At 64.2% G+C, this 18,131-nt stretch carries 15 protein-coding genes and 2 pseudogenes; 10 read left to right on the top strand and 7 right to left on the bottom strand.

Annotated features, from left to right (window positions below; all coding sequences use genetic code 11):
* Positions 1-3: 3 nt before the first annotated feature.
* The 3 genes from accC to D0Z70_RS14760 all read left to right on the top strand — a co-directional run bounded on the left by accC (position 4) and on the right by D0Z70_RS14760 (position 2,517).
* Positions 4-1,356 (top strand): acetyl-CoA carboxylase biotin carboxylase subunit, encoded by a 1,353-nt coding sequence (accC, locus tag D0Z70_RS14770; protein ID WP_119747758.1) that lies wholly within the window; start codon positions 4-6, stop codon positions 1,354-1,356.
* Positions 1,353-1,697, top strand: a complete 345-nt coding sequence (gene arsC, locus D0Z70_RS14765) for an arsenate reductase (glutaredoxin) (protein ID WP_119747756.1) — start codon at positions 1,353-1,355, stop codon at positions 1,695-1,697. Before accC ends, arsC begins: the two co-directional genes overlap by 4 nt.
* A gap of 70 nt (positions 1,698-1,767) precedes the next feature.
* Positions 1,768-2,517 carry a ParA family protein gene (locus D0Z70_RS14760; protein ID WP_119747754.1) on the top strand — a complete coding sequence of 250 codons (750 nt, stop codon included), beginning with the start codon at positions 1,768-1,770 and terminating at the stop codon, positions 2,515-2,517.
* On the opposite strand, the gene D0Z70_RS14755 is transcribed toward D0Z70_RS14760, so the two are convergent.
* Together D0Z70_RS14755 and D0Z70_RS14750 are read right to left on the bottom strand one after the other, a co-directional pair.
* Complete coding sequence (locus tag D0Z70_RS14755; protein ID WP_182913977.1) at positions 2,514-4,814, bottom strand: EAL domain-containing protein; 2,301 nt, start codon at positions 4,812-4,814, stop codon at positions 2,514-2,516. The genes D0Z70_RS14760 and D0Z70_RS14755 overlap by 4 nt on opposite strands.
* Before the next feature lie 128 nt (positions 4,815-4,942).
* Entirely contained in the window at positions 4,943-6,718 is a 1,776-nt protein-coding gene (locus tag D0Z70_RS14750) for a fatty acyl-AMP ligase (RefSeq protein WP_119747750.1), read from the bottom strand.
* A 148-nt stretch (positions 6,719-6,866) separates the two neighbouring features.
* On the opposite strand from D0Z70_RS14750, the gene D0Z70_RS14745 reads away from it, so the two are divergent.
* The 4 genes and pseudogenes from D0Z70_RS14745 to D0Z70_RS25785 form a co-directional block, all read left to right on the top strand.
* Positions 6,867-7,391 carry a regulatory protein RecX gene (locus D0Z70_RS14745; RefSeq protein ID WP_119747748.1) on the top strand — a complete coding sequence of 175 codons (525 nt, stop codon included), beginning with the start codon at positions 6,867-6,869 and terminating at the stop codon, positions 7,389-7,391.
* Positions 7,392-7,438: 47 nt separating this feature from the next.
* The gene (locus D0Z70_RS14740; RefSeq protein ID WP_119747746.1) at positions 7,439-7,969 is read left to right on the top strand and encodes a DUF192 domain-containing protein; all 531 of its coding nucleotides are present in this window, start codon (positions 7,439-7,441) and stop codon (positions 7,967-7,969) included.
* Positions 7,970-8,020: 51 nt separating this feature from the next.
* Positions 8,021-8,419, top strand: a complete 399-nt coding sequence (locus tag D0Z70_RS14735) for an NADH:ubiquinone oxidoreductase subunit NDUFA12 (protein WP_119747744.1) — start codon at positions 8,021-8,023, stop codon at positions 8,417-8,419.
* Positions 8,398-8,823, top strand: a pseudogene (locus tag D0Z70_RS25785) (DUF2155 domain-containing protein); the annotation flags it as partial. The gene D0Z70_RS14735 and the pseudogene D0Z70_RS25785, both read left to right, overlap by 22 nt.
* Before the next feature lie 35 nt (positions 8,824-8,858).
* On the opposite strand, the gene aat reads toward D0Z70_RS25785, so the two are convergent.
* Positions 8,859-9,608 (bottom strand): leucyl/phenylalanyl-tRNA--protein transferase, encoded by a 750-nt coding sequence (gene aat, locus D0Z70_RS25395; protein WP_119747742.1) that lies wholly within the window; start codon positions 9,606-9,608, stop codon positions 8,859-8,861.
* 103 nt (positions 9,609-9,711) lie between these two features.
* Between aat and D0Z70_RS14720 the strand changes: the two genes are divergently transcribed.
* On the top strand, positions 9,712-10,809 hold the full coding sequence (locus tag D0Z70_RS14720) for a potassium channel family protein (RefSeq protein ID WP_119747740.1): 1,098 nt from the start codon (positions 9,712-9,714) through the stop codon (positions 10,807-10,809).
* A 47-nt stretch (positions 10,810-10,856) separates the two neighbouring features.
* Positions 10,857-12,086 (top strand): dipeptidase, encoded by a 1,230-nt coding sequence (locus tag D0Z70_RS14715; protein WP_119747738.1) that lies wholly within the window; start codon positions 10,857-10,859, stop codon positions 12,084-12,086.
* A 65-nt stretch (positions 12,087-12,151) separates the two neighbouring features.
* Here D0Z70_RS14715 and D0Z70_RS14710 read toward each other — a convergent pair whose 3' ends face one another.
* The 3 genes and pseudogenes from D0Z70_RS14710 to cysD all read right to left on the bottom strand — a co-directional run.
* Entirely contained in the window at positions 12,152-12,946 is a 795-nt protein-coding gene (locus tag D0Z70_RS14710; RefSeq protein WP_119747736.1) for a 3'(2'),5'-bisphosphate nucleotidase CysQ, read from the bottom strand.
* Positions 12,943-14,856 carry a sulfate adenylyltransferase subunit CysN gene (gene cysN / locus D0Z70_RS14705; RefSeq protein WP_119747734.1) on the bottom strand — a complete coding sequence of 638 codons (1,914 nt, stop codon included), beginning with the start codon at positions 14,854-14,856 and terminating at the stop codon, positions 12,943-12,945. Before cysN ends, D0Z70_RS14710 begins: the two co-directional genes overlap by 4 nt.
* Before the next feature lie 122 nt (positions 14,857-14,978).
* Positions 14,979-15,911 (bottom strand): annotated as a pseudogene (gene cysD / locus D0Z70_RS14700) (sulfate adenylyltransferase subunit CysD); the annotation flags it as partial.
* Between the two features lie 66 nt (positions 15,912-15,977).
* Between cysD and D0Z70_RS14695 the strand changes: the two are divergent.
* Positions 15,978-17,066 (top strand): helix-turn-helix transcriptional regulator, encoded by a 1,089-nt coding sequence (locus tag D0Z70_RS14695; protein WP_119747730.1) that lies wholly within the window; start codon positions 15,978-15,980, stop codon positions 17,064-17,066.
* Positions 17,067-17,097: 31 nt separating this feature from the next.
* Here D0Z70_RS14695 and D0Z70_RS14690 read toward each other — a convergent pair whose 3' ends face one another.
* Positions 17,098-18,129, bottom strand: a complete 1,032-nt coding sequence (locus tag D0Z70_RS14690; protein ID WP_119747728.1) for a S66 peptidase family protein — start codon at positions 18,127-18,129, stop codon at positions 17,098-17,100.
* Positions 18,130-18,131 lie beyond the last annotated feature (2 nt).

Here is an 18,131-nt window from a genome sequence, read left to right as displayed (position 1 = left end):
CCCATGGCCATTGAAAAGCTGCTGATCGCCAACCGCGGCGAAATCGCGCTGCGCATCCACCGCGCCTGCCATGAAATGGGCATCAAGACGGTCGCGGTCCATTCCACCGCCGACGCTGACGCCATGCATGTGCGGCTCGCCGACGAGGCGATCTGCATCGGGCCGCCCGCCGCCAAGGACAGCTATCTGAACGTTGCCGCGATCATCTCTGCCGCCGAAATCAGCGGCGCCGACGCGATCCATCCGGGCTATGGTTTCTTAAGCGAAAACGCCAAATTCGCCGAAATCGTCGAAGCCCATGGCATCGCCTTCGTCGGCCCCAAGCCAGAACATATCCGCACCATGGGCGACAAGATCGAGGCCAAGCGGACCGCTGGCGCGCTCGGCCTGCCGCTCGTTCCCGGTTCCGACGGCGCGATCAGCGATCTGGAAGAAGCCAAGGCGATAGCGGAAAAGGCCGGCTATCCGGTCATCATCAAGGCCGCGTCCGGCGGCGGCGGTCGCGGCATGAAGGTCTGCACCTCGCCTGATGATCTGGAAACGCTGATGCAGCAGGCCGGGTCGGAAGCGAAGGCGGCCTTTGGCGACGCGACCGTCTATCTCGAAAAATATCTCGGCAATCCGCGCCATATCGAAATCCAGGTCTTTGGCGACGGCAAGGGCAATGCCATCCATCTGGGCGAACGCGACTGTTCGCTCCAGCGCCGCCATCAGAAGGTACTGGAAGAGGCTCCCTCTCCAATCCTTGGCCAGGCCGACCGCGACCGGATCGGCGGCATCTGCGCCAAAGCCATGGCCGATATGGGCTATCGCGGCGCGGGGACGATCGAGTTCCTCTGGGAAGATGGCGAATTCTACTTCATCGAGATGAATACCCGGCTTCAGGTCGAACATCCGGTGACCGAAATGATCACCGGGGTCGATCTGGTCCGCGAGCAGATCCGTATCGCCGAAGGCAAGCCTCTGTCGGTCGCGCAGGAGGATCTGCGCTTCACCGGTCACGCCATCGAATGCCGCATCAATGCCGAAGACCCGCGCACCTTCGCGCCATCGCCCGGCACCGTGACCCGCTATCATGTCCCCGGCGGGATGCATGTCCGCGTCGATAGCGGCCTGTATCAGGGCTATAAGGTGCCGCCCTATTATGACAGCATGATCGGCAAGCTGATCGTCTATGGCCGCACCCGCGAAGGCTGCATCATGCGCCTGAAACGCGCCTTGCAGGAATATGTGATCGAAGGGATGAAAACCACGATCCCCCTGCATCAGGCGCTGCTGGAGGACCCGGAGTTCCTGAACGGCGACTATTCGATCAAGTGGCTGGAAGAGTGGTTGGCACGGGACGGACAGGGATGAAGGCCACCATCTGGCATAATCCCCGCTGCTCCAAGTCGCGCGCGGCGCTGGCGATCCTTCAGGAAACGCCCGGTGTCGACGTGAGCGTGGTGGAATATCTCAAGACGCCCCCCAGCCGCGCCGAGATTGCCGCCGTGCTGGCGAAGGCCGGGTTGACGCCTCGCGACGCGCTGCGCAAGGGCGAGAGCGTGGTGAGGGAGATCGGCCTCGACACCAGCGATGACGCCGCGATTCTCGATGCCATGGCTGCGCACCCGATCCTGATCGAGCGCGCCATCGTCATCACCGACAAGGGCGCAGTCATTGCCCGGCCCCCTGAAAAGGCGCGCGACGTCCTGTAGCGTCACAACTGCGTAACATTGGCATGATTGAGGACTTGCTTTGGCGGGCGGAAGCCGTAGCTTTCACCCCATGGCAAAGGAACCGGCATTGGCGACCATCGCCGTTTACAGCCTCAAGGGCGGGGTCGGCAAAACCACCTTCGCGATCAACCTCGCCTGGGCGTCGGCGAGCATCTCGAAACGGCGAACCTTGTTGTGGGATCTGGACCCGCAGGCGGCATCCAGCTGGCTGATTTCCACCGACAGCAAGAGCCGTGATGCGGCACAGGCCATCTTCAGCAAGGATGTCGAGGTCCGCAAGCTGATCCAGCCGTCGACCGTGCCGGGGCTGGACCTGATCGCCGCGGACACATCATTGCGCAGCCTGGACCATCTGTTCCGCGAGATGGACAAGAAGAAGCGGCTGTCCAAGCTGATCGAAAGCCTGGGCAAGGATTATGACCGCATCATCCTCGATTGCCCGCCGGGCCTCACCGAAACCAGCGAGCAGGTGCTGCGCGCCGCCGACCTGATCGTCATTCCCGTGATCCCGTCCCCTCTGTCGCAAAGGGCGATGGGCGAAGTGGCGCGCTATCTGGTGCAGCGTGGCGGTAGCCATGCGCCGATCCTGCCGGTCTATTCGATGGTCGATCGCCGCCGGACGCTGCATCGCAAGGCGCTGGACGAACAGCCCGGCTGGCCCGCCATCCCGATGGCCAGCACGATCGAGCAGATGACGGTACGTCGCAAGCCGCTCGGTGCCTTTGCCCCGGCCTCGCCGCCAGCCAAGGATTTTGCCGCGCTGTGGACCATGGTGGAACGACAATTACTGGGTAATTAGGCGCGCGCCCGTTCCTGTTGCGGCGGGAACAGGCCGATCGCGTCCTGCGCGGCCATGGGGCGGCCGAAATAATAGCCCTGCACCTTCTTGCAGCCCAGCCGCCGCACCATTTCCAGTTCCACCTCGGTCTCCACCCCTTCGGCGGTGGTCGCCATGCCCAGACTGTCGGCCAGCGTGACGACAGCGCGGATGATCGCCAGGCTTTCGGGCGTGTTTTTCGATGCGCCGACCACGAAGCTGCGGTCAATCTTGATCGTGTTGAAACGGGTGCGGCTAAGATAGCCAAGCGAGGAATAGCCGGTGCCGAAATCGTCGAGCGACAGCTGGATGCCAAGGCCAAGCAATTGATCGAGCACCCTGAGCGCGCCCGCATCCTCGTTCATGAACACGCTTTCGGTGACTTCCAGCTCCAGCCGCCGCGCTTCCAGTCCGCTTTGTGCCAGTGCCGATATGACCGCCGGCACGAAGCTGGGGTGAGCCAATTGCTCAGCCGATACGTTGACAGCGATCCTGACATCGTCAGGCCAGCGCACGGCTTCCATGCAGGCCGTGCGCAGCACCCATTCGCCGATCGGCGCGATCAGCCGCGCCTCTTCGGCGACCGGCACGAATTTGACCGGCGAAATCGGTCCCATTTCCGGGTGGGTCCAGCGCACCAGCGCCTCGAACCCCATCACCGTGCCGCTGATCGCATCGACCACCGGCTGGTAGAGGACATGAAGCTGGTCCTTGGCCAGCGCCTCGCGCAACGCCAGTTCGAGCAGCCGCCTTTCTTCCGCCTTGGCGTGGAGTTGCGGTTCATAGGCAAAGTGCAACCCACCGCCCTCTCCCTTGGCACGATAGAGGGCCAGATCCGCGCTGCGGACCAGCGCCTCTGAATCGCGCCCGTCGGTGGGGGACAGCGCCGAGCCGACCGACGCGCCGACATAAAGTGTATGCTGATCGACCTGATAAGGGGCCGACAGTGCGCCAATGATGGCCGAGGAAAGCTGCCCGATGCGGTTGCTGTCGGCGACGGTCGGGATGACGACGCCAAATTCGTCGCCGCCGATGCGCCCGCAAAATTCCTGGCCCGAACAGATTTGCCGCAGGCGGCGCGCGACCTGGCTGAGCAGCTTGTCGCCGGTCTGATGCCCCAGCGTGTCATTGATCGCCTTGAACCGGTCGAGGTCGATCATCAGGAAGCCGCAGCCCGGCGTCCGTCCGCCGGTCGCCGCCATCGCCTGATCCAGCACTTCGCGCAGGTGGCTGCGGTTGGGCAGGCCGGTCAGCGGATCGAAGCGGGCAAGCATGGCGATCTTGTCCGCTGATTCACGTTGCGCCGTAACATCCGATGCGACGCCGCGAAAGCCAAGGAACAGGCCATTCTCGTCGTAGCGGGGCGATGCGGACAATTCCCACCAGCGGGTCTGGCCTTGCACCTCGACCGGCAGGATCAGGTTGCTGAAACTTTCGCGCCGCTTGAGATGGTCGGCCAAACTGTGCAACCCGGCGGCAAAGCGACCGCTTTCCCAGCCGCTACCCGCCAATATCTGGACCAGCGGCGCCCCTTCCAGCTGCGTCGGCTCTAACCCCATGGTTTCAGCAAAACGCTTGGACACGCCGCTGATGCGGCGGAGCGGATCGGTTTGCCACAACCAGTCGGACCCACCGCCCTCATATTCGCGTAGCAGCAGGCTGACGACTTCGCTCTTTTCCTCCAGCTGCACGGTGGTGCTATGCTGGCGCGCAAAGGTGCGGGCATAGATGACGCAGCCGACCAGCAGCGATAGCGCATAGCTGGTCGCCAGCGCGCGCAGCGGCAACTGGCCGCCGTCATCGAACATGGCGAACAGCCCGGCGATGCAGGGCAAAAGGAAGGCCGCAGCGGACAGCGGCGTCGCAGCATAGCTGATCGCGCCGCAGACCATGATGCAACTGATCAATGTCCAGAGCGCAACCAGTTCCTCGGTCTCGCCCGATTGCGAAACCAGAACCATACAGACCGCCCACACAATGCCCTGCAACAGCGCGCCAAAGCCGTGCCGACGCAGATCGCGGGTCGTGAGGCCCATATTGTTGGCGTTGCGGCGGTCGCGGTCCATCAAGACGCTGACCAGGGTGCAACCGATCAGCGCCACGCTCCACAGTCCCAGCATGACCGGCGAACAGCAATGGGAAAAAACCTGCCACAGGAACAACAGGCCGCACAGGTTCATGACCTGCCGCAACAACGCGACGCTGTCGGCGGAGCGTAATTGCGCTTCCAGCACCCGCGTTCCGGCATCGTCATCGGCCACGCAGCATAGGCCCATCATGGCGCGCAGTGATGCGCGCGTCTGACGGTCCGGTTCGGCGATATGTTCCAGCTTGCTACCCACATTTCCGCGATAGCAGTCATGGGTTATGATTTGGTAACCCTGACGGTCACCAAACGATCGGCCTGTCAGGCCGCGATGTCGTAGGGGCGGATCTCACCGGTCAGATAGAGATTGCGCGCTTTGGACCGGCTCAATTTGCCGGAGCTGGTGCGCGGCAGGGTGCGCGGCGGCACCAGTTCGACGACGCAATTCATGCCGGTGATCGCGCGGACCCGCTCACGAATCTGATCGCGCAGGCGGGAGCGTTCGTCATTGTCGGATGTGCGGCAATGGACCAGCACGGCGGGCGCTTCTTCCCCGCCCGGCGTGGTGATGGCGAAGGCGGCAATGTCGCCCTGCTTGAAGCCGGGCAGTTGTTCCACCGCCCATTCAATATCTTGCGGCCAGTGATTCTTGCCGTTGATGATGATCATGTCCTTGGCGCGGCCGACAATGTAGAGATAGCCGTCGCTGAGATACCCCATATCGCCGGTGTCGAGCCAGACGCCGCCAGATGCATCGGGGGCCATGCAGGCATCGGTCGCCGCCTGATCACGGAAATAGCCGACCATCAACGATGGCCCGGTGGTCCAGACCTTGCCGATCTGCCGCTCGTTCAGCGGGCCGCCATCCTCGTCACGGATTTCCACGGTCATGCCGCGCGCGGGCTTGCCGCAATTGACGATCGAGCGGAAACGCTGCGGGCGGCCTTCGGTCGCGTCTCCGCCCGACAGGTCCGTTTCCTCGACCAGTTCGACGATGATCCCCTCGCCCGGCGGCATGATGGTGACAGCCAAAGTCGCTTCGGCCAGACCATAGCTCGGCAGGAAGGCATTGGGCGAGAAACCGGCGTCGGCAAAGGCATCGACGAAGCTTTGCATCACGTCGGGGCGAATCATGTCCGCGCCATTGCCCGCCAGTCTCCACCGGGACAGGTCGAACCGGTCCTGCGCCTTGGTCTGGCTGGACATGCGACGGGCGCAAATGTCGTAGCCGAAGGTCGGCGAATAGCTGATCGAGGTGCCTTCGTTCCGGCTGATGAGGTCCAGCCAGGCCAGCGGACGGCGGGCAAAATCCTCGGTTTTCATATAGTCCGTCGACACCTGATTGGCGACGACCGACAGGAAGCAGCCGACCAGCCCCATGTCATGATACCAGGGCAGCCAGCTGATGCAGCGATCGCTGTCCTGCACTTCCATGCCATGGCTGTGCGCGGCCAGATTGCTGAGCAGCGCATGATGGGTCACGGCGACGCCATGGGGAAAGCGGGTCGATCCGCTGCTATATTGCAGATAGGCGATGTCCTGCGTCTGCGCCTGCGGCAGGTCGGCCGGGATCACGTCGCGGGCGATGAAATCCTCGAACGCGATGCTCTCGACATTCTTCTGGCGACCGGATTCGCCAGCCATTTCAGCCAGTTCCCTGGGGAAGAGGAACAGCATAGGGTCGCAGCTGGAAAGCTGGACGTTGAGCTGATCGATATAGCTTTCCTTGCCGCCAAAGCTGGTCGGCAACGGCAGCGGCACCGGCCAGGCACCGGCATAGATGATGCCGAAGAAAAGCTGGGCAAAATCCACGCCGGTTTCCGCGACCAGCGCGACCCGGTCCTGCGGCTTGACGCCATGGGCGATCAACCGATGGGCGCAGGCAATGGCGTCGGCGCGCAGCGCACTGAACGGATAGGGCCGCGCCAGATTGCCACGGGCATCGTGGAAATTGAGGCCACGAACGCCCTGCGCCGCATAGTCGAGCGCTTCACCCAGCGTCTCGAAGTCCGAGAAGCGGCGCGGCAGATCATCAGTGGTCGGCGTCGGTGCCATCATCTCTTGCGAACCCGTCATATTGGTTTCACCCAATGTCATAAATTATGTGATCGGCGCGCCGCTATCATCTTTGACTGCGACATGCACCGGATATTGCATTCCAGTCCGCCCTTGTAGCGCATAAGGCACGGTGAAATTCCGGCCCGACTGTGGCATAAACATGGCGGCTGGCGCATGATGGCACAGCATGACCAGCAAACGCCCCCGCCCGCCGCTTGACGAGGACAGCCTGCGCGAAGCCGCGCTGCGTTATGTCAGCCGGTTCGCGACCAGCCGGGGCAAGTTGCTCGCCTATCTGCAACACAAGGTCAAGGAACGCGGCTGGGGCGGGGAACAGCCCGCTGACCTGCCCGCTCTGGTCGAACGGCTGGCGGCGCTCAGCTATGTCGATGACAGCCAATATGCGGTGATGAAGAGCGCGGCGCTGGGCCGCCGGGGCTATGGCGCGCGCCGGATCAACGAAAGCCTGCGCGCGGCGGGCATTGCCCCGGCCGACCGGACGGATGCCGATGCGCAGGTGGACGCCGAAACCTGGATCGCGGCGGAACGCTATGCCCGGCGCAAACGGGTCGGCCCCTATGCCAGCGCGGTGCCGGACCCCAAACAGCGGGAAAAAGCCATCGCCGCCTTCCTGCGCGCCGGCCATAGCTATGCGATCGCACGGCGCTGGGTCGATGCCGCGCCGGGCGAAGTGCCGGAGGCCGAGGAATGAGGGTTAATCCCCTCCCCTCGGAACGCGAATCGCATTAGGCAGGCGGGATGACGCGCTTTCCTGCCCTGATCGCCTTGGCTTCGCTCGCCGCCTGTTCGGCTGATCCGCAAGCCACCAATAACAGCGCCGCCGTAGCGCAGGCACCTGCAGCACTGCTGCCGCTGGTGATCCAGAGTAGCAAGGGCGCGCAGCGCTTCACGGTCGAAGTCGCCGCTACCCCGCAGCAGCAGGAAACAGGCCTCATGTTCCGCAAGTCATTGGCGGACAATGGCGGAATGCTCTTTCCGATGGACCCGCCGCGCACGGCCAGTTTCTGGATGAAGAATACGCTGATCCCGCTCGACATGCTGTTCATCCGCACCGACGGGACGATCGCCTTTATCGGCGCCAACACCGTCCCCTATTCGCGCGAGCCGGTGTCGGCGGGTGTCCCTGTCGCCGCCGTGCTGGAACTGCGCGGCGGGCGCGCGGCGGAACTGGGGATCAGGGAGGGCGACCGTGTGCAATGGGGCGGTTGCGCCGTGCCGACGGAAAAGGTGACAACCGATCTCAATTTCTGTCCGGGTCCGGTCCAGTAGCGCCATATCCACCTTGCCAATCCCCCGTCGCAGCGGCTAAGCGCGTGGGCCATGGGAATCCTCGGCAAGATCTTCACCTGGTGGGATGGCGCGACCATCGGCACCTCGCTGTTCACCGCTCGCAAGGGCCAGAAGATCGGCGAGGATATCCAGGGCAATGTCTATTATGAAGGCGGCAGCGACGTGCATGGCGTGCCGCGCCGCTGGGTGATCTATAACGGCGCGAACGACGCCAGCCGGGTGCCGGCCGAATGGCATGGCTGGCTGCATCATTCGATCGAAGGGACGCCCGAAAGCTTCCTGCCGCCGCCGCGCATCTGGGAACGGGAATTCACCCCCAACGCCACCGGCACCGCGCTTGCCTATCGCCCGTCCGGCGCGATGGAAAAGGGCGGCCTGCGTCAGAAGGCGACCGGCGATTATGAGGCATGGAGCCCCGACGCATCATGATCCGCCGTCCGGCGGGGGCTTGCCTGTCGATCATGCTTGGCGCGCCGCTGCTGGCGCTGACCGCCTGTGGCGACAATGACGTGCCTGCCGCCAACCAGACCGGCCCGGTCCGGGTGCAGGGGACGCCGATCCGTTCGGGCGACGCCGCCACCCTGCCCGGCACGCCGATGGCAGAGCGCATAGCGGTGATCGGCCTGCTCAACAAGCGCAACGGCCTGACCCGCGACCTGACGATGAAGCCGGGCGAAGCGATGCGCGTGGGCGACGCAATCGTGCGCTTGCAAGCCTGCGAAACCAGCGCGCCATGGGAAAATGTGCAGGAAACCGGCGCCTTCGTGCAGCTGGACGTGCGCAGCAGCGCGGATGGCAAATGGCGGCGCAATTTTTCCGGTTGGCTGTTCCGCGAACGGCCCGACCGCAATGTCGTGCAGCACCCGGTCTATGACGTGTGGGTCAGAAGCTGCGCAATGGCATGGCCCGAAAGCGGCCCCGATTCGGTCAAGATCGGTGGCAAGGGCGAACCGGTCGCTGCCTCCCCGGCCAACGGCGCGAACGCCAGCTCCGCCGCGACGCCAGCCCCCGCCGACAGCACGCCCGCCCCCGCACCCAGCGGCACGCCCTCGACCGCTGCCCCCAGCAACTGAAGATAGTCGCGCTGGGCGATCTCCACCGCACCGAGCGAGTGGAGATGGTCGGTCATGAACTGGCAGTCGAGCAAGGTGAAGCCGCCAAAGCGCAGCCGCGCCACCAGCCAGGCCAGCGCCACCTTCGACGCATCGGTGCGCCGAGACACCATGGATTCGCCAAAGAAGGCGCGGCCGAGCGACACGCCATAGAGGCCGCCGACCAGTTCCTCCCCTTCCCAAACTTCGATCGAATGGGCAAAGCCAAGGGCGTGCAACTGGCGGTAGGATTGTTCGATCGGGCCGTTGATCCAGGTCGATGGCCGATCCGGCGCGGCCTGCGCGCACAGCGCCACGATCCCGGCGAAATCGCGGTTGGCGGTGACGCGAAAACGGTCCCGGCGCAGCGTTCTCGACAGTGAGTGCGACATATGGAAGCCGTTGAGCGGCAGGATCGCCCGGCGCTTGGGTTCGACCCAATAGACCTCCTCCGCCTCCCGATCGTCGGACATGGGAAACACGCCGATGGCATAGGCTTGCAGCAGGAGCAGCGGGTCGATCGTCATCACGCTACGCTCTAGCGTGAAGCATCCCGCCGGTCATCAGCGGACTCGACAGCGACGCGCAAAAGCGCCACCACTATGCGGGCTTCGGGGGGAAGCAGGGACCATGGCACAGGACCGGACGGGCAGCGACGCCGCCAGCCTCTTTGCCTCGCCAGCACGGCTGCTGGTGGGGACGCTGATCTTTGTCGGCATCGTCTTTGTCGCAGCAGTATCGGCCTATGTCGCGGCAGGCTGGCCGATCGCGGACGCCGCCTATATGGTAACTTTAACCATATTTTCAGTGGGTTATGGAGAAGTCCGGCCCATCGCCACGCCCTATTTGCGCGCCGTCACAATCGCCACGATGGTGCTGGGCTGCACCGGCATGATCGTGCTGACCGGCGCGCTGGTGCAGATGTTCGCGGCCATTCAATTGCGCCGATTGCTGGGACTGGATCGTATGCAGACTTTGATCGAACGGCTGAGCGGCCATGTGGTGATTTGCGGCTTCGGCCGGATCGGTGTGCAACTGGCCAAGGAACTGCACGCGGCGGGCACGCCCTTTGTCATATTGGAACGCGACGGCGGCAAGATCGCCGAGGCGCAGGCGCTGGGCTATCTGTGCCATCGCGGCGAGGCGACCGAGGAAAGCGCGCTGCGCACCGTCCGCATCGACCGAGCGAAAATATTGGCGACGGTCCTGCCCGACGATGCCGCCAATGTGTTCATCACCCTGTCGGCCCGCAACATGAATCCGGGCCTGGAGATCATCGCGCGCGGCGAGGCACCGACCACGGAAAGCAAATTGCTGCACGCGGGTGCGGACAAGGTGGTGCTGCCCACCCATATCGGTGCGGAGCGGATTGCCGAGATGATCCTCTATCCCTCCACCGCCGGGTTCGTCGCCAATTCCGCCGAGATGGGCCAGATGAAGCGCGGCCTGCACGAATTCGGGCTGGAACTGGAAATGGTGGTCGTGCCGGACAAGGGCGCGATGACCGGCGTGACCGTGGGAGAGGCCGAGCGGCGTGGCCGGGGCGCTTTCTTCGTCGTCCAGATCGACCATGCCAATGGCAAGAGCATCCAGCACCCCGGTGAGGAAGTGCGGCTGGAGGCGCAGGATCAGGTGCTGCTGGTAGTGCGCGGCAGCCGCGTGTCTGCGGGCGCGATCTTCACCGCCCCGGCGCAGCGCCAGCGCACCGGGCGCACCTTCTTCGGCTAACGCGCCGGCGATTGACTTGAGGATGCGTGCGCCTACCCTCTCGCCCCATGAAAAGCCTTCGTCTCGCGGCATTGCCGCTGCTGCTCGCCGCCCTGCCCATACAGGCCGCGCCCGACCCCTATGCTGCGCGGATCGCCAAGGTGCTGAAAGCCACGCCGCTGATCGACGGGCATAATGACTGGCCCGAAGCGCTGGCGGAGAAGGCGAAAGATGCGCGCTGGACGATGGATCTGACCCAGCTGGACCCCAAACAATATCATACCGATATCAAGCGGTTGAAGGCAGGCGGCGTTGGCGGGCAATTCTGGTCGGTCTGGGTGTCGGCGGACCTGCCGCAGGACCGCCAAGTCAAGGACACGCTGGACCAGATCGGCATGGTCCATGCCCTTGCCGAACGCTATCCGCGCGATTTCACGCTGGTCACGACCGCGGCGCAGCTGCGGGCGGCGCACAAGGCTGGACAGATTGGATCGCTGATCGGGGTCGAGGGGGGCGGGCAGATCGACGGCAGCCTCGCCGTCCTGCACGCTTACCGGCAACTGGGCGCGGCCTATCTGACGCTGACCCACAGCCGCACGATCGACTGGGCCGACAGCGCGACCGACAATCCCAAGCATGACGGGCTGACCCCCTTTGGCGAGGATGTGATGCGCGAACTCAATCGCCTCGGAATGTTGGTGGATCTCAGCCATGTCAGCGAGGCGACGATGCTGGACGCGCTGCGCGTGACGAAGGTGCCGGTGATCTTCTCCCACTCCAACGCCCGCGCCTTGTGCGACACGCCGCGCAACGTGTCGGATGCGGTGCTGCGCCAGGTGGCGGCCAATGGCGGCGTGGTGATGGTCAATTTTGCCGCCCAATATGTGTCCGAAGCCCGCCGTGTCTGGGGCGCTGACCGCAGCGCCGAAATCGCCCGCTATAATGCGCCGCCCTTTGGCGGGCTGTATATCGGCAACCCGGACGGTGCAGCAAAAGCGCTGGCGGCATGGGAGGCGGCGCACCCGGAGCCGGTTGCGACGATCGGACAGGTGGCCGACCATATCGAGCATATCGCCAGACTGGCGGGCCATGACCATGTCGGCATCGGCAGCGATTTCGACGGGGTCGGCGATTTGCCCGAAGGGCTGAGCGGGGTGGAGACTTACCCGGCGTTGCTGGCGGAGCTAATGCAGCGGGGGTGGAGCGACGCGGATGTCGCCAAGCTGGTCGGCGGCAATGTGCTGCGAGTGATGGAGATGGCGGAGAAGGTGAGTAGCTCCCTTACCCCTCTCCCTTGAGGGAGAGGGCTGCGGAGACTTGGCTGCTTGCAGCCTTAGTCGCAGCTGGGTGAGGGTGAACAACCTCACGACAGCGCGCCGCATCCGCGTCCATCCCCCTCATCCAACTTCGCCGCCTGCACCTGTGCCACCAGCGCCAGCACCTGTTCCGCATGGTCCTTACGGCAGATCAGCAGGTCAGGCATATAGACGTCGCGCTGGTTGTAGATGAGCGGGCTGCCGTCGATGCGGGAGCAATGGAGGCCGTGGGCCTGGGCGACGGCGACCGGGGCCATGCTGTCCCATTCATATTGACCGCCAGAATGGAGGTAGATGTCCGCCTGCCCCAGGATGATCGCCATGGCCTTCGCCCCGGCGCTGCCCATCGGCACCAGCTGCGCGCCCAGTTTCTCGGCCACCGCCACCGCTTCGGCAGCGGGGCGGGTGCGGCTGACGACCATGCGCAGTTGATCGGGTGCGGGCGGCACCATGCGCGGCTGGTCGGTGCGGATGACGACGCCGCCATCCAGCCCCGGCAGCGCCACCGCGCCGATCGCCGCCTGCCCGTCGATCGCCAGGCCCACATGGACTGCCCAGTCGGCGCGCGCCTCACCATATTCACGGGTGCCGTCGACCGGATCGACGATCCAGACCCGCGACTGGCTCAGCCGGTCCTCATTATCCTTTTCCTCTTCGGACAAAAGGCCATCCTCCGGCCGCACCTCGCGCAGGGCGTGGCACAGGAACTGGTTGGCGGTCTGGTCGCCCGCCTTGCCCAGCGCCTTGGGACTGAACAGCCCCGATTCCCGCACGTCGAGCAGGATTTTTCCCGCAACCTCTGCCAGATGGGCCGCCAGCGCGGCGTCGGTCAGGCCGCTCATGGGATCAGCCTCGCGACGATGGCATCGGCGGCTTCTTCCGCCGTCATTGCCACGGTGTCGACACGGATTTCCGGGTCGAGCGGGGCTTCATAGGGGCTGTCGATGCCGGTGAAGTTTTTGAGCTGCCCCGACCGTGCCTTCTTGTAGAGACCCTTGACGTCGCGCGCTTCGGCATCGGCCAGTGGCGTGTCGATATGCACCTCGATAAACTCACCCGGCTGCATCATCTGCCGCACCATGTCGCGTTCCGACCGGAAGGGCGAGATGAAGGCGGTGATGACGATCAGCCCCGCATCGGTCATCAGCTTGGCGACTTCGCCCACGCGGCGGATATTTTCCACCCGGTCGGCATCGGTGAAGCCCAGATCCTTGTTCAGGCCATGGCGGACATTGTCGCCGTCGAGCAGGAATGTGTGACGGTTCATCCGCGCCAGCTTCTTTTCGACCAGATTGGCGATGGTCGATTTGCCCGCCCCTGAAAGCCCGGTGAACCACAGCACGGCTGGTTTCTGGTTCTTCAAGGCAGCATGGAAATCGCGGCTGACATCGGTGGCCTGCCAATGGACATTCTGCGCCCGGCGGAGCGAGAAGTGCAGCATCCCGGCCGCGACCGTGGCGTTGCTGATCTTGTCGATCAGGATGAAGCCGCCCAGCGTCCGGTTGTCGGCATAAGCTTCAAACACGATCTGCTTGTCGGTGGACAGGTTGGCGACGCCGATGGCGTTCAGATCCAGCGTTTTCGCCGCCAGATGTTCCATCGTGTTGACGTTGACCTGATATTTGGGCTGCTGGACGGTCGCGGTGACCATCTGCGTGCCGATCTTGAGCCAGTAGGAGCGGCCCGGCAGCATCTCCTCGTCCGCCATCCACACGATGGTCGCCTCGAACTGGTCGGCGGCCTGGGGCGGATTGTCGGCAAGCGCGATGACGTCGCCACGCGAACAGTCGATTTCATCGGTAAAGCAGAGCGTGACTGACTGGCCAGCGACGGCCTGATCCAGATCGCCATCCATGGTGACGATGCGCGACACAGTGCTGGTCTTGCCCGATGGCAGAACGCGGATGGCGTCGCCCGGCTTGACCGTGCCGGTCGCGATCAGGCCCGAAAAGCCCCGGAAGTCCAGGTTCGGGCGGTTGACCCATTGTACCGGCATACGGAAGGGCTTGTCGGCATCGACCGCGCTGTTGACCTCGACCGTTTCGAGATGCTCGATCAGCGCCGGGCCGGTGTACCAGGGGGTGTTTTCCGACGGCCCGGTGATATTGTCGCCCTTGAAGCCGGAAATCGGCATCGGCGTGAAGGCGGTGATGCCGATGCTGGCGGCGAACTCGGTATAGTCCGCGACGATCTTGTCGAAGATCGCCTGATCGTAACCGACCAGATCCATCTTGTTGACGGCCAGCACGATGTTGCGGATGCCGATCAGGTGGGCGAGATAGGAGTGACGGCGGGTCTGCGTCAGGATGCCCTTGCGCGCGTCGATCAGGATGACGGCGAGGTCCGCGGTGGACGCGCCGGTCACCATGTTGCGGGTATATTGTTCGTGACCGGGCGTGTCGGCGACGATGAACTTGCGCTTTTCGGTGGCGAAGAAGCGATAGGCGACGTCGATGGTGATGCCCTGCTCCCGCTCGGCAGCGAGACCATCGACGAGCAGCGCGAAGTCAATCTCCTGCCCCTGCGTGCCGACCCGCTTGCTGTCGGCCTCCAGCGCGGCAAGCTGATCCTCGAAGATCATCTTGCTGTCGTAGAGCAGGCGGCCGATCAGCGTCGATTTGCCGTCATCCACCGACCCGCAGGTGATGAAGCGCAGCATCGTCTTGTGCTGATGCACGTCCAGATAGGCGTCGATATCCTCGGCAATGAGGGAATCGGTCTTGTAGATGGGGTCTGTGAGGGTGTCGGTCATATCGCTACCTCGTCATCCCAGCGAAGGCTGGGATCTCGTTGATCTTGGGGAGAGTCAGGCGGCCTGGGACCCCGGCCAGCGCCGGGGTTGACGCTTCGGAACGCTACGCATTCCGTGGCGCGTCAAAAATACCCTTCCTGCTTCTTCTTCTCCATGCCCGCGCCGCCGGCATCCTTGTCGATTGCGCGCCCTTGCCGTTCCGACGTGGTGGTCAGCAGCATTTCCTGAATGACCTCAGGCAGGGTCGCCGCCTCGCTCTCCACCGCACCGGTCAGCGGATAACAGCCCAACGTGCGGAAGCGGATCGAGCGTTCGACCGGCACTTCGCCCGGTTCGAGCGGGAAGCGGTCGTCATCGACCATCAGCAACATGCCGTCGCGCTCCACCGTCGGGCGCTTGGCCGAGAAATAGAGCGGGACGATCGGAATGTCGTTCAGGTGGATATACTGCCAGATGTCCAGCTCGGTCCAGTTACTGATCGGGAAGATGCGAATGCTCTCGCCCTTGGCCTTGCGGGCATTGTAGAGGTTCCACAGTTCCGGCCGCTGGTTCTTGGGGTCCCAGCCGTGGGAGGCGGTGCGGAAGGAAAAGATGCGCTCCTTGGCGCGGCTCTTTTCCTCGTCGCGGCGCGCGCCGCCAAAGGCTGCGTCGAAACCATAGAGGTTGAGCGCCTGCTTTAGCCCTTCGGTTTTCCACATGTCGGTGTGCAGCGCGCCATGGTCGAACGGGTTGATGCCCCGGTCCTTGGCTTCCTGATTCTGATAAACCAGCAGCTCCATGCCGCTTTCCTGCGCCATCCGGTCGCGCAGCTTGTACATGTCCTGGAATTTCCAGGTGGTGTCGACATGCAGCAGCGGAAAGGGCGGCGGCGAGGGATAGAAGGCCTTGCGCGCCAGATGCAGCATCACCGCTGAATCCTTGCCGACGGAATAGAGCATCACCGGCTTTTCTGCCTCCGACACCACTTCCCGCAGGATGTGGATGCTCTCGGCTTCGAGTCGCTCCAGATGGGTCAGGGTTTTTGCGTCTGTCATGCGATCCTCGCCTTGCTTGTGCGGATGCTATGGCAGGTTAGGCGAAACGCTGGACCTCCCATATGGGAGGATGTATGAGCATCGCTCATGCGATTGGATGATGGCGGATTATTGGCAGCACTGCATGAGGGGATGTTCCAGCAACCGCTCTGGCATGATTTTCTCGAAAAGCTGCGGCTGCGCACCGGGGCGGTCTACACCACGCTGGTATTTCGCCCGGTGGATGAGGATGCCATCGTCGAGTTGCACGCCGGGCCACCGCCGCCGACCGATCTGCACAATCTGTTCGTGGAAAAATATGGGCGCGACCCTTTCCCCTATCGCCATATGCGCGAAGGGCGGGTCTATGCGCTGGCCGAACTGCTGGAACAGAATGATCCCGTCCATAGCGGCTTCCACCGCGAAGTGATGATCCCGCAGGGCATGACCGACATGCGCTCCATCCGCGTCACTGAACCGAGCGGCGTGGACGGCTGGCTGGCCTGCGCTGGCGGGCGGTCGATCGGCTCGGCGGTCAGCGCGTTGCTGACCGCGCTGGCACCGCATCTGCGCATCGCGTTACGATCCTTTGTGGCGCTGGAGCGGGAGAAATTGCGATCGACGCTGACGTCCGAAGCGTTCGGGCGGCTCAATTTCGGCTGGCTGACGCTCGACGCGCGCTGCCACATCATCGACATGACCGCCCATGTCGAACAGCTGTTCCAGCGCACCAGCGTGTTGCGGCGCGGGCGTTATGACCGGCTGACCCCGGCATCGCCGCTGATCGACCGCGAACTGACCGCGCTGGTCCGACAGATGGCCGACGATCCCGACAGCCGCCCGCGCGCGATCAACCTGAGCCGTGATCCATGGATGGACATGCTGGTCGCGCCGATCCGGGGGCGGCCGGTGTCGGCGGGATCGACCCCGGTGGCGATCGCGTACCTCAGCGGCGATCGCTGGTCGCAGGCGGACCGTTGCGAGCAATTGGTCGAGCTGTTCGGCCTGTTGCCGAGCGAGGCGCGCCTTGCCTGGGCGATCGCGCAGGGCATCCCGATCAGCGAGGCGGCAGCGAACCTGGGCATCACCGTAGAAACCGCACGCAATTACAGCAAGAAAATCTACGCCAAGACCGGCGCGCGGGGTCAGGCGGAACTGGTGCGGATCGTGCTCACCAGCGTGCTGGCGATTGCATGATCTGCAAAATCCTCCCCCGGCGGGGGAGGATTTATGCAACACCCACCTCCAGCAACCGGATCGTCCCCGCGCCCGCATCAATTTCCGCCTGCACACCCACCGGCAGGCTAAACTGGTTGGCGACATGGCCGAACAGCGCGCCCTGAAAGGCTGGCACGCCCAGCGGTTCCAGATGCTGTTGCAGCACTTCCGACAGAGTGAAGCCGCCATAGGAGGGACCAGCGGCGCTACAGCCGCTGCATTGGCCGAACACCACGCCCGCCAGCTTCCCCAGCACGCCGCCCAGCGCCAACTGGGTCAGCATCCGGTCGATGCGATAGGGGGCTTCGTCAATATCCTCGATAAACAGGATCGCGCCGGTGAAATCGGGCAACCAGCCCGTCCCCATCAGCGCCGCCAGCACGGTGAGGTTGCCGCCGAGAAGCCGCCCGCGCGCCACGCCGGGGCGGAAGGTGCGGATGCGGCCCGTGCGCTGGACCAGCCGGTCCTCCATGCCCGGCGGATTGGCGAAGGTCGGGGTTTCGCCATCGAACGCCACAGCGCGAAAGGCATCCCAGGACAGCTTGCCCCAACTGCTCGCGGCATTGGGTCCGTGGATGGTGGTGAAGCCCGCCTTCGCCGCGAAGGCGAGATGCAGCGCGGTCACATCGGAAAAGCCGACCAGCAGCTTGGGGTTCGCCCGGATCATCGCGAAATCCAGATAGGGCAGCAGGCGCGCACAGCCCCAGCCGCCGCGCACCGCAAACACGGCCCTGACCGTGGGATCGGCATACATCGCATTGATATCCGCCGCCCGGTCCGCATCCTTGCCCGCCAGATAGCCATGGCGCTGCGCCAGATGCGGCGCGTCCCTGGGCTTCAGCCCCATGGCGAGGATCGTTTCGCGCACCAGATCGAGATCGAACCCGTCATCGGTAAAACCCGCCGGTTCGATCAGCCCGACCGTATCACCGGGGCGCAGACGCGGCGGCTTGACCAGCGCTGGCGGCGCAACCGGGGGTGCCTTGGCCGCCACCAGCATCACGCCCATGCCGCCCAGCAATGCGCGGCGATCCATGGCCATCG

The organism is Sphingobium terrigena (assembly GCF_003591655.1).
Taxonomy (GTDB): Bacteria; Pseudomonadota; Alphaproteobacteria; order Sphingomonadales; family Sphingomonadaceae; genus Sphingobium; species Sphingobium terrigena.
This window is presented reverse-complemented; position numbering and strand designations above follow the sequence as displayed.